At 58.2% G+C, this 14,335-nt stretch carries 10 protein-coding genes; 7 read left to right on the top strand and 3 right to left on the bottom strand.

Features of this window, described 5'->3' with window-relative positions; all coding sequences use genetic code 11:
- Window positions 1-39: 39 nt before the first annotated feature.
- Window positions 40-2,733: a lysylphosphatidylglycerol synthase domain-containing protein gene (locus tag QP381_RS02025; RefSeq protein ID WP_285067665.1), complete on the bottom strand. Its 2,694-nt coding sequence runs from the start codon at window positions 2,731-2,733 to the stop codon at window positions 40-42.
- Between the two features lie 163 nt (window positions 2,734-2,896).
- Between QP381_RS02025 and QP381_RS02020 the strand changes: the two genes are divergently transcribed.
- From QP381_RS02020 to pheA, 3 genes are read left to right on the top strand one after another with little or no spacing between them, the layout of a single operon-like run.
- Window positions 2,897-3,580, top strand: a complete 684-nt coding sequence (locus QP381_RS02020) for a DedA family protein (RefSeq protein WP_285067746.1) — start codon at window positions 2,897-2,899, stop codon at window positions 3,578-3,580.
- Window positions 3,581-3,583: 3 nt separating this feature from the next.
- Window positions 3,584-5,920 (top strand): DUF6541 family protein, encoded by a 2,337-nt coding sequence (locus QP381_RS02015; protein WP_285067662.1) that lies wholly within the window; start codon window positions 3,584-3,586, stop codon window positions 5,918-5,920.
- Window positions 5,921-5,932: 12 nt separating this feature from the next.
- Complete coding sequence (gene pheA / locus QP381_RS02010; RefSeq protein WP_285067659.1) at window positions 5,933-6,910, top strand: prephenate dehydratase; 978 nt, start codon at window positions 5,933-5,935, stop codon at window positions 6,908-6,910.
- 17 nt (window positions 6,911-6,927) lie between these two features.
- Here pheA and QP381_RS02005 read toward each other — a convergent pair whose 3' ends face one another.
- A complete protein-coding gene (locus tag QP381_RS02005; RefSeq protein ID WP_285067656.1) occupies window positions 6,928-8,268 on the bottom strand; it encodes a diacylglycerol/lipid kinase family protein in 1,341 nt (446 codons plus the stop codon).
- A gap of 186 nt (window positions 8,269-8,454) precedes the next feature.
- Here QP381_RS02005 and serS point away from each other — a divergent pair, with 186 nt between their 5' ends.
- The 4 genes from serS to QP381_RS01985 all read left to right on the top strand — a co-directional run bounded on the left by serS (window position 8,455) and on the right by QP381_RS01985 (window position 13,410).
- Window positions 8,455-9,729 (top strand): serine--tRNA ligase, encoded by a 1,275-nt coding sequence (gene serS / locus QP381_RS02000; protein WP_103632905.1) that lies wholly within the window; start codon window positions 8,455-8,457, stop codon window positions 9,727-9,729.
- A gap of 6 nt (window positions 9,730-9,735) precedes the next feature.
- Window positions 9,736-10,683 (top strand): HAD hydrolase family protein, encoded by a 948-nt coding sequence (locus QP381_RS01995; protein WP_103632906.1) that lies wholly within the window; start codon window positions 9,736-9,738, stop codon window positions 10,681-10,683.
- A gap of 76 nt (window positions 10,684-10,759) precedes the next feature.
- Complete coding sequence (locus QP381_RS01990; protein ID WP_006680533.1) at window positions 10,760-12,352, top strand: xylulokinase; 1,593 nt, start codon at window positions 10,760-10,762, stop codon at window positions 12,350-12,352.
- A 176-nt stretch (window positions 12,353-12,528) separates the two neighbouring features.
- Window positions 12,529-13,410: a DUF5926 family protein gene (locus QP381_RS01985; protein ID WP_179370054.1), complete on the top strand. Its 882-nt coding sequence runs from the start codon at window positions 12,529-12,531 to the stop codon at window positions 13,408-13,410.
- 93 nt (window positions 13,411-13,503) lie between these two features.
- On the opposite strand, the gene QP381_RS01980 is transcribed toward QP381_RS01985, so the two are convergent.
- Window positions 13,504-14,289 (bottom strand): glycosyltransferase, encoded by a 786-nt coding sequence (locus tag QP381_RS01980; protein ID WP_006680531.1) that lies wholly within the window; start codon window positions 14,287-14,289, stop codon window positions 13,504-13,506.
- Window positions 14,290-14,335: the final 46 nt, after the last annotated feature.

The following is a 14,335-nucleotide window of genomic DNA, read 5'->3' as shown; positions in this document are numbered from 1 at the left end:
TCGTCGCGTGGTCGAACAAGAGTACTCACGCACTGAGAATCAGAGCAGGTCCTTGCGCTCCATGTACTTCATCGCCAGCCAACCGAAGGGGATACGACCGTAGAACGTTACCAGACGGTAGAGGACCGCGGTGGGCAGGCCGATTGATAGGGGAACGCCGGCAACCTGAAGACCGGCGGTGAGGGTAGCTTCGACAGGACCAATACCGCCGGGCGAGGGGATGACAGAACCCAGAGAGTTCGAAGCCAAGTAGGTCAAAGCCAGTGACAGGAGGTTCATGGAGCCACCCATCGCGGCAAGGGCCGCCCAGAAAGCTCCGATGAAACCGACGTTCATCAGAACATTTCCGCCAAGAATGGCAAGCAGACGTTGAGGCTGTCCAACAATCCAGATCAGACGGGGGTGCACCTGAGTCCATGTCGGCTCGATCTTCGACCACACCCACTTTCTGAACTGCGGAATCGACAAGAGAGCTGCAATCACTGCAATGACAACGACAACGACCGCAAGGATCGTGCCATACGGCAACTGGACGGAGAAAGAACTGCCGTTGAGTACCATCGCGATCAGCAAGAACAACAGGATGAACGCCAACTGGATCAACTGTTGCAAGGTGACCGTGGTGGCAGCGACAACCGTGCCAACCTTCTTCTTTTTCAATAGTCGCAGGTTGACGACCGCGGGACCGACGCCGGCGGGGGCAACGATCGTCGCGATCGATGCGCCGATCTGGGCGGTGAGAGCCTCCCAGAAGCGCAGTTTCACGGGGCTGAGTGCCATCAGTGGAATTGCGCCACCAACCCATGTCAAGCATGCGAGTCCAAACGAGAGCACCATCCACCACGGGTTCGCCTGCGTCACCGCTGTCGTAATGTCTTCGAAGTTCATCGAGCCCAAAACAACGACGAGCGCCGTGAAAAGAACCGCCACCATGATTACGGTGCGCGGGCGGAAACGCTGAAGATCCGTCAGCTCCACTTCATCGTCAGATTCAACGCCCATCAACTGCGCGCGCAGATTTTCCGTCAGGTCAGTTCGGCGCACGTTTTGTCGGACGCTCGTCGGCAACACCGGTTCCTGTAACACGGCTGCGCACGAGGTCAAAATTTCGGGCGCCACCGTTCTGCGGGCCGATTCCAAAGCTCGTTCACTGCCGGCGGCAAGCGAGAGCAAGACAAGCATCTGGGCAATGTCGATACGGCGGTTGAGCTCAGTGGTTGCGACCTCGCCCTTTTGCCAATCGACAATCCACAGTTCCCCCCTATCGTCTAAGAGCACGGCATCCTGGGAAAGATCCCGGTGGCTAATACCGCTTCGATGGGCGGCACGAAGCTGCGTCCACGCCTCATCGAGCATCGCGTCACTGATCTGGTCAGCCTCGAATGACGTGAGCGGAGCCGTCGGTGGAAGCGCCTGCGATACGGAAATAAACGACTCGCCAGCCTGAGCGATTCCAGCAACGTCGGGGGTGTGAACACCAGCTTTACGGGCTGTAAGGGAAGTCAGCGTAGCGCGTTCCGTTGTTGCCTTCAGAGACGGGGAAATCCATCGCGAAATTCCGCGCAAGCGCACGTTGTTCCACACGTCAACAAGCGTTCCGACAATCTCGCGACCGGGATCCAACGCCACCACTTCATACAGCTGATCATCAACCGTCCACACCTGATAATGACGATTTTCGTCAACGTCAGGCCGACGATTCACCGTGTATTCGACAGTCTGCACGTCACGACTTTGAATGTGGAGCCGGCCTCGTGAATCTTCGATAATCGACCAAGCCGAAAGTGGTTCGCTTGATGTATCCAAATCGGTACGCACCACGCGAACTGGCACCAGACCCAAGTCCAAAAGAGCGGAAACGATATCCGTACCCGAGGCACGACGGTCCTCGAAGCCGAAAAACCACCGCGCAATTGAACCAACGATCCGCCCGATGAACACGGAAATGAACGCGCTTGGCAGAGTCATCGACGAACGCATCACGCCAAGGAAAACAATCACCCACAGGCCGATCCACGCCCAACGGACGGTTCGCATATTCTGCATCTCGCCCGCGACAGTGAACATTGCGCAGAGCGTGATCACGATCAGGTTGATCCCCAGCGCCGTTGACGTCGTATTGCCCAGCAGCGCGACAGCCTTCGCCACGCGAAGAGGAGCCGTGATGTCATCAGGTAGCAGTGAAGTCGCCCAGAGGAGCGCCCACCCCACCAGTACCGCGACGATCGCCGTGCCCACAGAATGAGCGATCGCGGAAATACGCCGACGCAAGGCCAGCGCAACCACAATCGCAATCGGAGCGATCAGGACAACGCTGCCCTCGACCAACGTGATCGGAAGAAGCAGAATTTCACGGATGAAACGAAAACGAAGAACATCCTCTGTCACACCCTGCGTAGTCGCGTTCGCAAAAACGCCGATTGCCCACGTGGCAGCGATTCCGAAAACACAGAAAAGTGCTTGAAACAAGTCCTCGCGACGTCGCCTGCGCGGAGTCTGCCTATCCGCATAGTGAACGGGGACGGGCAGACGGCCAGGTGTGTGGGGTTTCGCTTCATCATCCACGCCGTCGTCCGCCACGTCAGTTTCGGTATCCGCGGTGTCAGCCAGCGTTTCAGATTCCGCATAATTCTGCGGGTCTTCAGTGGTCTCGTGGTCTGCGAGGGCAGAATCAGTCTGAGAGGAAACGTCACCGGAACCTGCGGGTGTGACGTCATCCTCTGTGTACTCCATGCTCTCAATCCTAACTGCGAGCGTGTGACGGGTAGGGTGTGAAGCGCGGGAATATGCCGAGCGCTGTGTCCCGCCAACGCGCGAGAAAAGCTCGCACGAGTATCAAGGAGACTGAGTGATCATTTCGACCCTCGCCACCGACCTTCTGCCGGCGCTTTCGCCGATGGCCGATTCAAGCTGGCTGAGCACGTTCATCGGCTGGTTCCATGATCCGGAGGGCTTGCTTCTCGCAATGGGCCCGTGGGTTTTGTGGGGCACACTTGCGATCGTGCTGATCGAGTCGGGCGTTTTGTTCCCGGTTCTTCCTGGCGATTCCTTGCTGTTCACAGCGGGTCTTCTGCACGACCGTCTGGGTTTGCACCTGCCAACTCTGGTCATCCTGACCTTCATCGCCGCATTCATCGGTGCGCAGATCGGCTATTGGCTGGGTGCGCGCTATGGCCGTCGCCTGTTCTCTGACGATGCGCGCTTCTTGAAAACCGAGCATCTGCACAAAGCGGAGAGCTACTTCCTGAACTACGGCGGTCGCGCGCTGGTGATTGGTCGATTCATCCCCTTCGTGCGTACTTTCATTCCGCTTGCTGCGGGCATTGCACGCTACCCCTACTCGAAGTTCTTGGCGTTTAACTCGCTTGGCTCGTTGCTCTGGGGTGCAGGCATCACCTACCTGGGTTCGGTCTTGGGTGGCGTCGACTTCGTGCACGATCACCTGTCGATAATTATTTTGGCGATCGTGTTCGTGTCTCTGATCCCGATGATCGTTGAGTTCATCCTTCACCGTTCGCACAAGGACCAGGCCGAACCCGCTGTAGACGCTGTAGACGCAGACACGCTTCCGCAGGAGTAAAACGTGTGTGGACAGTGGTGGGCCGCCGGACCGATCTTGGTGGAGATGGTGATGGCGCTGATTCTGCCGGGAGTCTTCTGGGTGCGCTCCTGGGTGCGCTCTTCCGTTATTGCGGTTGGCATTGCTCCTGCGATCACGCTTGGCTTCCTGACCATCCTGTCCGTTGTTTTTGATCGTAGCGATGTCACGTGGTCTCGTGAAAAAGTATTTCCCCTGCTCGGGATCGCTTTCGTTGTGGGATGCGTGAACTGGCTGTTTGCTAGCGCTCGCCGTGCTGGTGGAGGGCGCCTACAGCCGGGAAGCTTGCTGTCACACATTGGACCACGCCAGCCTCTGGGTGCTGAGCAGGCTCGACTACGAGCCTCAATGTGGATAATGATCACCGTCGGTACGTTCGTGGCAGCCCTTCCGATGCTGTTGCACGCAAGCCCGAGAAATCCTGTCCAGCAGTGGGATTCAACATTCCATTTGAATGGCGTATGGACGATTGTGCGAACCGGGAACGCTTCACCCTTCGGCGGTCTTTCTCACCTCTACGGTGGTCGAGACGTTTTCTATCCGACCACGTGGCACGCTTTCACCGCCCTGTTCGCAACCCCGAAGACAGTTGTTCTGACCGCGAATGTGACATCGCTGGTTCTGATGCTGATCTGGGTTATTGGTGCGACCGCGATGACCAGCGTCATTACGCGTAAACGTGGAGCGATTCTTGCAGCCCCCGTTCTGGCAGGGGCTCTGTTGGATATGCCTGCGGACAATCTGACGATGTACAACCAGTGGCCACTGGCGACCGGTCTTGCTCTGATCCCGGGCATTGTTGCGCTCGCGGTGATCGTCGGTCGGCGCTTGTTGGATGCGCGTCGGGTGGGTGTGGGCGCGCTTGCTCATCAGATCCCGTTGACGATCCTGCTACTGGCAGGAATGTTTGGCGCGTCGGTTGCTCACCCGAGTTCTGCGTTCACGATCTACGTCATGCTGATCGCTGCGTTCCTTTCGGGTGTCGGTGGGGGCGCGATTCGCGCCTACCGTCGAGGCGCTCGATCCCTTGCTTTCGTCGGGGGACTTGTCTGCGTGGCGAGCCTCGTCACCCCCTTCTTGCTTTTGACGACGGGCAAAGTTCGCGCGATGGGCAACTATCCACGTGCTGGAATTTCGTGGGAGTACGCGTTTAGCCACACGTTCACGCCCGCGCCACCGTTCTCGCAAACGACCGCGATGACAATGCTGATCGCCGTCCAAGTTGTTCTACTGCTGGTCGGCATTGCGGTGAGCGTTGACGCCTTCAGCATTTTCCGCATCGACGAGGCCGGGCCTGCTCAACATGCCGATACCTCCGATTGGGAGCCCGGTGCGATGTGGCCGATCGTCTCTTACCTGCTGTTCTGCTTCCTGACTTTCTTGGCGTACGCGCCGATCGGGGAATTCCGCACATTCCTTTTGGCCCCCTGGTACTTGGATCCGCGACGGATCATGGGACCGCATGGGCTGACAATGGTGCCGTTGATGGCGATCGGTTTCGAGCGGATTTCCTTCCTCGTTTTTGAGTGGGTAGCCCGCGTTTCGCAGGGTGCGACCGCGCAGCTCACCCACGAAGATGACGGCGGAACCGAAGAGATAGCGCATGTTTTGAGAACCGAAGAAGTGGCGCAACCCGGCGGAGCTCAAGAGGGGGTGCAAGCCGGTGAAGCTGAAGAATCAGAATTCTTCGGAGCCAGCGAAACCGACGAACTGGTGGGCGCCAACATGGGTGAAGAACACCTGCCCGCACTGTTCCCACGCTGGTTGATCGACGTTGTTATCGGCGTCCTGCTTCTGCTACTCACCGGCGGAGGTGCTTTGGATGCGCGCCTTCGCGCCACCGACTACGTCTACGACCCAGAAAACCTGGGGAAGCCGGGCATGGCTGACACCGCTGAGCTCGCAATGATTCGTCGAATGCAACTGCTGATTCCCGGAGATTCGCTTGTCCTGGGTGATCCGATTGCGGGCGCGGCGTACACGGAAGTTCTTGGACAGCATGACGCGGTTTTCCCTCAGCTGTCGACCACCAATAACGAGGAACGCTGGCAACAGGTTCTGGTGAAACACTTCAACGAGATCCACGACAATCCCGAAGTGTGCGAGGTCGTCAATCAGATGGGGATCACGCACTACTACGCCGATGAAGACGGAAAGTATTACAACTTCCTGCGTTCGTCTCGATTCCCGGGCCTGTACAACGTTGATACCTCGTATGGCTTTGAATTAGTGGATCAAGGCGGAACCGCGAAGCTCTACAGGATCACGGCATGTGGCGCCGTATCTGAGAACGCCGACTCTGCGTCTGCGGAAAACAAATAACGAAGGACATCAATGTCATTGCGAATCGCATTCCTTGGACCGTTCGGAACGTTCACCGAGCAGGCCGTGCGCCAAGTCGCGCCAGTCGACGCGACACTGATGCCGATGACCAGTGCACCGCAGGCTCTGGCCGCTGTTCGCCAGGGCAAAGCCGACCGCGCGGTTGTGCCGATCGAGAATTCAATTGAGGGTGGCGTGAACGCGACTCTTGATTCACTCTCCCGAGGTGAGCCACTGGTGATCGTTGCTGAAATGGTTGTCCAAGTGGTGTTCCAGCTGGCTGTTCGTCCGGGAACCCAGCCCGAAGATGTTCGTCGCATTGGTACGCACCCGCACGCGTGGGCTCAGTGTCGTGGATGGGTTGAAGCCACTTTCCCGGGCGCTGTTCACGTGCCTGCCACTTCCACGGCAGCCGGGGCAGAAATCCTTTCCGGTGGTGACGCCCCGTTTGATGCGGCTCTCTGCAACGAGGTTTCGGTTCAGACCTATGGTCTTGAAGCGATTTACAAGGACGTCGCTGATAATCCGGGTGCCGTGACGCGTTTCGTCCTGGTGTCGAAGCCGGGTCAGATCCCCGCGCCAACGGGTGCGGATAAGACGACGATCCAGGTTGCTCTTCCGGTGAACGAGTCCGGTGCATTGCTGACCCTGTTGGAGCAGTTCGCTGTCCGCGGTGTCGACCTTTCGCGTATTGAGTCTCGCCCAAGCGGTGACGGTTTGGGTGATTACACGTTCAGCATCGACATTGTTGGACACATTTCCGAAGAACGTGTTCAAGCCGCTCTTGTTGGTCTGCATCGCTATTCGCCCGAGGTTCGTTTTATGGGTTCGTACCCGCGCGTTGACGGAATGAAAGCACATGTTCTGCGTGGAACCAGCGATGAGGATTTCCACGCGGGTCGCGCATGGGTGGCGTCAATTCTTCAGGGTGGAAATGGCGTTGACGTTCCGGATTACCCGGTTGCGCCGTCGTGGCCGTTGAACGGCTGACTGCTTATTTCCCGGTTTCAGTTTTCGAGGCCGGGAACCGCAATATCTAGAGCCTGTGGATCAAGCCGGACGTGAACGGTTCGCGCAGTTCCGATCGCGTCACCATCAACCTGAATCACCTGGGGTGATTGAGCGGCGACGGATGCGCCCTCTGCCTGCCTGAACTGAATCTTGCCGGTGGAAACCGGAAGATTCATGGTCTTCACACCCAGTCCCTGTCCCATGATCTTCAAGGACAGGTCCGCCCAGCCCAGCACGCCAGCTTCCGTGTTGACGGCAATGACATCAATCAGCCCGTCATCGACGCGAGCACCCGGTGCCAAGGTGATGAATGGAAGTTCCCCGCAGTTCGCAAACATGACAGTGCGCGAATGAACCCACGTGAGAACTGATTCGGGCTGATCAGGGACGCTGACCCCGCTGATCGTTGCGGATTCGTCAACGACGCGAGAGTGCTCATCATCTCCGGGAGCATCCCCGACAGGATCATCGATCGGTTTCGGGTTGCGGAGCATCAAGCGCAGTCGTGTTCCTTCCTTCGCGATTGCTCCGAGGGCTGCTATCACATAGGCAACCCATCCAACCTTCTTCTTCAGTTCTGAATCGGTCGCAGCCATCGTTTCGCCGTCGAAGCCAAGACCGGCGATGACGACAAACGAATACTCGTCCGTTCCGGGCAGATTCTGAGCGCGGTGCGCCAGTGAGGAGTCCGCCTGATCGAGTGATGGCGGAGTATCAGTGTCAACTCTGTTCTTCGTCAGAGCCGCCCGCACCAGCATTCCCTCCGCGGGAATCTCGGAAGGCGTGTCGACGTTGTCGACGCGCAACCACCCGCAGTCAAGCGCCCGGTGGTTTTCTCCCAGAGCAATGCGCATCGCTTGAGCTGAATCGTCGATCGGAATTCCTAGGTTACGGGCCAGAATGTTGCCGGTGCCGGCGGGAATAATGCCCATACGTACACCCGACCCAGCAACGCCCGCGGCCACAGCGCGCACCGTGCCGTCACCACCGGAAGCAATGATGACGGATGCGCCCTGCGCCAAAGCGTCAATTGCTTGACCGGTGCCGGGGTCTTCCGCGGTTGTTTCACGCCAATGCACGTGGTCAATGCCCATCTGATGCGCAGCCTGATTGACTTCGGCTTTGAAAGCATCCACATCATCATGCTTGACCGGATTCACGATCACCCACGGACGTGGGCGACCGCGCTCGGGATCGAAAGCGGAACTGGGGGTGAGCATCGCATCTTTGCGCAGTTGCAAGCGTGCTTGACGCGTCTGATACCAACGCCAGAGCCACAGGCCACCAAAGAGAACGAACGCAAGCGTAAGAATGCCCACCACAATCCAGATCGTCATGCATCCAAGACTATCCATCGAACGCTTTTCACGTCCCGCCAGAAAACAAAATTGGTGGATAAATCAAATCCGCAATCCATCGCTGTGGAAACGCCTGTCCACATCCGGAGCCTGTTCACTTGCGTTATCCACACAAGCGCTGGTCGTGAATAACGCCAGGCCGAACCCTGCCCTAAGATTGGAAGCATGATTGATGTTCGCGCACTTCGTGAAAACCCTGAGCCCGCCCGTGCCTCCCAGCGCGCACGCGGTGGCGATGTTGAACTCGTCGACCGCATCCTTGAAGCTGATGCACTGCGTCGCACCAGCCTGCAGGATTTCGAGTCCCTTCGATCTACCCAGAAGGAAGTTTCCAAGTCGGTCGGTAAGGCATCCAAGGAAGAGCGCCCTGCGATTCTCGCTCGGGCGAAGGAACTTGCCGAACAGGTGAAGGCTCTCGAAGCCAAGGCGAACGAAGCAGACGCAGACGCTGACCGTCTTGCACGCCTGTTGCCGAACCTCGTCCTCGATGGTGTTCCGGTTGGTGGTGAAGAAGACTTTGTCGTCCTGCGCCACGAAGGCCCCAAGCCACGTGACTTCGCAGCCGAAGGCTTCGAACCCGCAGACCACCTGGCCATTGGTGAAGGCCTCGACGCGATCGACACCAAGCGTGGCGCAAAAGTCTCCGGCGCACGCTTCTACTACCTCAAGGGCATCGGCGCTCGCCTTGAACTCGCCATGATGACAATGGCACTCGACCAGGCCGTCAAGGCTGGTTTTGTCCCGATGATGACCCCGACCCTCGTGACCCCCGCAGTCATGGGCGGTACCGGCTTCCTCAACGAGCACTCGGACGAGATCTACTACCTGCCCGCCGACGACCTGTACCTGACCGGTACGTCCGAAGTGGCGCTCGCGGGCTATCACGCCGACGAGATCCTCGATCTGTCCGACGGTCCGAAGCGTTATCTAGGGTGGTCCACCTGCTACCGTCGCGAAGCCGGTTCTGCAGGCAAGGACACACGTGGCATCATCCGCGTCCATCAGTTCAACAAGGCTGAAATGTTCTCCTACTGCCGCCCCGAGCAGGCTGAAGAAGAGCACCAGCGCTTCCTGGCATGGGAAGAAGAGATGCTCCGCAAGGTTGAGCTTCCCTACCGCGTCATTGACACGGCTGCCGGCGACCTCGGCACCTCGGCTGCACGCAAGTTCGACTGCGAAGCATGGTTGCCGACCCAGGAACGCTACATGGAGGTCACGTCGACCTCGAACTGCACCACTTTCCAGGCACGTCGCCTGGGCATTCGTGAGCGCCGCGAAAATGGCATGGCCCCAGTGGCAACGCTGAATGGCACTCTTGCCACCACTCGCTGGCTGGTTTCGATCCTCGAAAATCACCAGCAGGCAGACGGCTCGGTCTACGTTCCCGAAGCAATGCGTCCGTACCTAGGCGGTCTGGAAGTGCTCGAGCCTGTCAAGTGACATCGCATGGCTGAAACTTCCAACGCGCCCATCGTTAACCTTGTGTCCCCGCCCCCATCGGGTGAGGCACCGATCCAGTTTGAATCACTGGTCGAATCGGCATTTCAGGCGTTGCCTGAATCGATGCCGACGGATCCGAAGAAGATCCTGATCGGTCTTGACCTTGATGGAACGGTGCTCTTACCGACGGGGGCGTCGGCGCGTGTGCGCGCAGCAATCGGCGCTGCTGAAGATGCGGGGATGAACGTCGTTATTGCGACGGGGCGTTCGTTGGAAGCGACGCAGCCGGTGCTTGAGCAACTGGGGGATCCTCGTGCGTGGGCGCTCTGCTCGAACGGTGCTATCCGCGTTCACTTTTCTGACGCGTATGTTTCTGGCGCATTGTCTGCTGACATTTCCACTTTTGATCCGTCGACCTTGGTTGACCAGGTTGGTCAGGGGATGCCGAATGCTCTGATCGGTGTGGAAATTCCTGGAATGTTCCTCATCTCCGGCCTTTTTCCACCCGGGGAACTGATCGAAGAATTCTCCGTGAAACCGGTCGAGGACCTCAAGGTAGCTGACGCGATTAAGGTTGTTATTCGTGAACCAGCGATGAACCGTGAAGAGTTTGAAACTGCTTTGACCAATGCGGGAGTTATTGGGAACTGGGAATGCTCGATCGGTTGGACCAGTTGGGCTGACGTTCTTCCCCTGGGAGTAACGAAAGCCAGCGGGCTTGAAACTCTGAGCGCCGACTTGGGTGTTCCCTTTGAAGGCACTGTCGCGATCGGTGATGGCACGAATGATGTTCCCATGATTGAGTGGGCAAACTTCGGCGTTGTCATGGGTGGCGCCGATGATAATGTGAAAAAATCCGGTGATTTTGTCACGGGAGCCGTCGAAAACGATGGTGCAGCGGCCATCATTTGTGCACTTCTTCGTCATTGTGGGCAAACCCTTACGGACATTTGAGTCAGTGATAGCGTGACGTCGATAACGCGTGAAATAATTTCGACACGTCAACGATGACAAGTGGAGGACTAAACGCATGAGCGCTGCAGTTCAAGAGCTGATTGAAAACGGCCAGACCGCGCTGGGCATCGAGCTCGGCTCAACTCGAATTAAGGCCGTTCTTATTGGCCCCGACCACGAGGTTCTGGCGACGGGTGGTCATTCGTGGGAGAACCAGATTGTCGACGGCCTCTGGTCATACAGTCTTTCCGCCGTCAAAGAAGGCTTGTGTGATGCCTATGCGACGCTGGTTGCGCAGGTGAAGGAACGCTACGGTGTTGTTCCCACGACCTACGGTTCGCTGGGTATTTCGGCGATGATGCATGGCTATCTTGCGTTTGATGCCGATGGCAAGCAGCTTGCTCCGTTTAGGACGTGGCGTAACACGAACACGGGTCGCGCCGCGGCCGAGCTGATCGATGCGTTCCACTTCAACATTCCGCTTCGCTGGTCGATTGCTCATCTTCATCAGGCGGTCATTGATGAAGAGATGCACGTTCCTCAGATTGCGTCGATCAATACTCTGTCTGGTTGGGTGCATGAGCAACTGACTGGTCGTCATGTTCTGGGTATTGGTGACGCGTCGGGTATGTTCCCGATTGATTCGGTTGCCGGTGATTTTGATGCGTCGATGGTTGCTGCCTACGACGAGTTGGTTGCTCCGCGTCATCTGCCGTGGCGGTTGTCCGACCTGCTTCCGACGGTTTTGAGTGCTGGCGAAGATGCGGGTGTCCTGACCGAGGAAGGCGCGCTGTTGCTTGACCCGACGGGCACACTCCGCCCGGGTATTGCGATGTGTCCGCCTGAAGGTGACGCCGGTACGGGCATGGTGGCGACGAATTCGGTGGCTCAGCGTACGGGTAACATTTCGTGTGGCACCTCCGTGTTCCTCATGATCGTGCTGGAGAAGGCGTTGAAACGCCTGCACACTGAGGTCGATATGGTGACGACTCCCGATGGTTCGCCCGTGGCGATGGTTCACTCAAACAACGGTTCGTCCGAGTTGGATGAGTGGGTTGGCATGTTCGTCGAGTTTGCGAAGCTTGCGGGCATGGATATGAAGGTTTCTGACGTGTATGACCTTCTGTATTTCAACGCGCTGAAGGGTGATGCCGATGGTGCGGGACTGCTGGCGTACAACACGCTGTCCGCAGAGCCGATCATGGGCTTGGAAGGCGGTCGCCCGCTGTTCACTCACACCCCGGATGCCACGTTCACCTTGGCGAATGTGTTCCGCGTTCAGCTGATGAGCGTCTTTGCGGCCGTCCGTATTGGACTCGACATTCTTGCCGATGAAGGGGTCGGGCTGGACAAGGTTTTTGCTCACGGTGGTCTGTTCAAGACGCCGGGTGTGGCGCAGAAGATCCTCGCGGATTCGCTGGGGATTGCGGCGTCCGTTGGTGAAACCGCTGGCGAGGGTGGCGCGTGGGGTATCGCTGTGCTCGCTCAGTTCATGAAGTCGCGCGGTGAAGGTGAGACTCTTCCCGAATATCTTGATTCCAAGGTGTTTGCGAACGTCCAGGCTACCGTCATCGACGCGGATCCCGATGATGCTCAGGCGTACGAGAAGTTCCTGGAACGCTTTAAGATAGCTCTTCCGGCTGTTCAGGCTGCCGCGGATAATAGCTGAGTTTTTCCGGGCACTTCCAGGTGCCAGTGTCGCTTGCGGCCCCGGCCTCGTGAATAATAATGACGAGGCCGGGATCATCTGCATTGTCGCACCGCGCTTGATTGTGCCCGATTGGACTAGCGCCGAACCGGACGCGGAATAACGCCGGCGGGCGTGCTACCGCTACGATTTGGACTATGGGTAAAGCAAGCCGCCGCAAGAAGGTAACAAATCCTGCCGCTCGTCCGGCATTCCGCGCTCCGATTCCGTTCGTTGCCCGCCCTTACGAGGGTCTCAAGGGTGAGGTTGAACTGGTCGCCATGCGCGAGATCCTCCCGTGCGCCATCATGAGCGCACGCACTAACGCTGAGCATGGCGCGGTCGAATTCGATTTCGTCACTCTGCTCCCGGACGGTCATCCCGCGATGGTGCGTGGCGATGGTCGAATTCTGGTTGCAGCTCAGACTCGTTTCAACTCGGCTGATCTGTCGCACGACGCTGGCGCCGCAATTCTCGCAGCGATTGCAGCCAAGGCTGACGGCGTCGAGGGCGTTATTGACATTGATGTGCGCGAACCTTCCGATCGTCTCCAGGACATCCTGGATCCGGAAGGCTTCGGCGAAATGAGCCTCGAAGAAAACTTCCACTTCTGGCTGAACCCGGAAGAGGAAATGGACGAGCAGACCACTCGTGCGCTTGAAGAAAACCGCGACGAGGTCATCCCAACCGTCGCAGTTCCCGGTGTTACCGGTATGTTCTGGTGCGAGATGAACCGTAACTTCGTGCGCTACGTGACCGACGTGGAAGAGTCCGCGCTGTTCACCGGCTTGGCTCGCCTGCAGGCAGCTGGCAAGGCTCGCATGGGCGAGGGCTCGCGCTTCGTAGGGGCGTTCCGTGCATGTGGCATCGCAATCCCGGTCTTCGAACTTGCCGAGGGTGCGACCGCTGATGACATCGCCGAAGACGCAGCAACCCTGGCAACCGAGCTTGAAAAGGCTCTTGCCGTGAAGGAGCCACTGACCGCTGATGAGCGTCGTGCTCGCCAGGGCATGGTCTCGCGTCAGGTGACGATCCGCTGATTGATGGTGTGAGTCGCTGACAAGCGTATGGTGCCCTGCTTGGGATCCTCCCAAGCAGGGCACCCAAGTTTTACGGTTGAAATCCTTGAACGGCTAGGCGTCAGTGAGTTCCCGATCACGTGCAACGCATGGGTAGGGGATTCCAACACCCTGGCGAGCATTCGCATACGGGTGCGGGTGATGGTGGCGCGCTTTTACGCGACCGAATACCGTGCGAATTGAAGCGATCGTCGTATCGGTGAAGCGCGTACGCGGGTTCAAATCGCCGAATGATTTATCGGCACCTGTGCGTTCGAAACTGCAGGGAATCTCAATGATCGACAAGCCCGCGTTGAGCACATCAATCGTCATCGCAATTTCCAAGCCGTACCCGTTCATAAAGGGCATAGCTGCCGTGATTCCCTCGCGTGTCACGCAACGCACGGACGCAAGCGGGTAAGCGGGTTCCCAGCCGGTTGCGCGTCGAATAACGCGACGCGCCAACCGCGCGGCCCGTCCCAATTTCGACGTGAGGCTCATTCCTACGGGAATAGAACACGCGCAGTCGGCTTCACCGTTCATCACGGACTCAACAAGCGCAGTAGCCTCAACCGCCGAATCTCCCAAGTCAGCGTTCAGAACAAGAAGAAGGCGCGCAGGCCAATCCGCCCGATCGCGCATCGCGGCCACTTTGACGCCAGTCTCGATGGCGGATGCGCGGCCTCGTTCCACAGAATGGCGGACGACGACTGCACCGGCGGCGCGGGCGGCAGCTCCCGTGTTGTCATCGGACCCATCGTCGACGACGATCAGCAGATCGACGCCGGGGATGGCTCGGCATGCGCGCACAGTACCGGCAACATCGTGGCCAACATTGTGGGCTGGGATGATGGCTGCCACTCGTTGAGGGGCGACGTTTGACCGTGCTGGCAGACTGGGAGGATTC

Source organism: Pauljensenia sp. UMB6358 (genome assembly GCF_030216865.1).
Classification (GTDB): Bacteria; Actinomycetota; Actinomycetes; order Actinomycetales; family Actinomycetaceae; genus Pauljensenia; species Pauljensenia turicensis_A.
Note: the sequence above shows the minus strand (reverse complement) of the source record. Positions and strands in the feature narration are given on the sequence as shown.

What these genes read in the sequence shown, in the direction of transcription:
- QP381_RS02025 (WP_285067665.1), bottom strand. Translation starts at nt 2,733, where the DNA reads ATGGAGTACACAGAGGATGACGTCACACCCGCAGGTTCCGGTGACGTT.
- QP381_RS01995 (WP_103632906.1), top strand. Translation starts at nt 9,736, where the DNA reads ATGGCTGAAACTTCCAACGCGCCCATCGTTAACCTTGTGTCCCCGCCC.
- QP381_RS02020 (WP_285067746.1), top strand. Translation starts at nt 2,897, where the DNA reads ATGGCCGATTCAAGCTGGCTGAGCACGTTCATCGGCTGGTTCCATGAT.
- QP381_RS01985 (WP_179370054.1), top strand. Translation starts at nt 12,529, where the DNA reads ATGGGTAAAGCAAGCCGCCGCAAGAAGGTAACAAATCCTGCCGCTCGT.
- QP381_RS01990 (WP_006680533.1), top strand. Translation starts at nt 10,760, where the DNA reads ATGAGCGCTGCAGTTCAAGAGCTGATTGAAAACGGCCAGACCGCGCTG.
- pheA (WP_285067659.1), top strand. Translation starts at nt 5,933, where the DNA reads ATGTCATTGCGAATCGCATTCCTTGGACCGTTCGGAACGTTCACCGAG.
- QP381_RS02005 (WP_285067656.1), bottom strand. Translation starts at nt 8,268, where the DNA reads ATGACGATCTGGATTGTGGTGGGCATTCTTACGCTTGCGTTCGTTCTC.
- serS (WP_103632905.1), top strand. Translation starts at nt 8,455, where the DNA reads ATGATTGATGTTCGCGCACTTCGTGAAAACCCTGAGCCCGCCCGTGCC.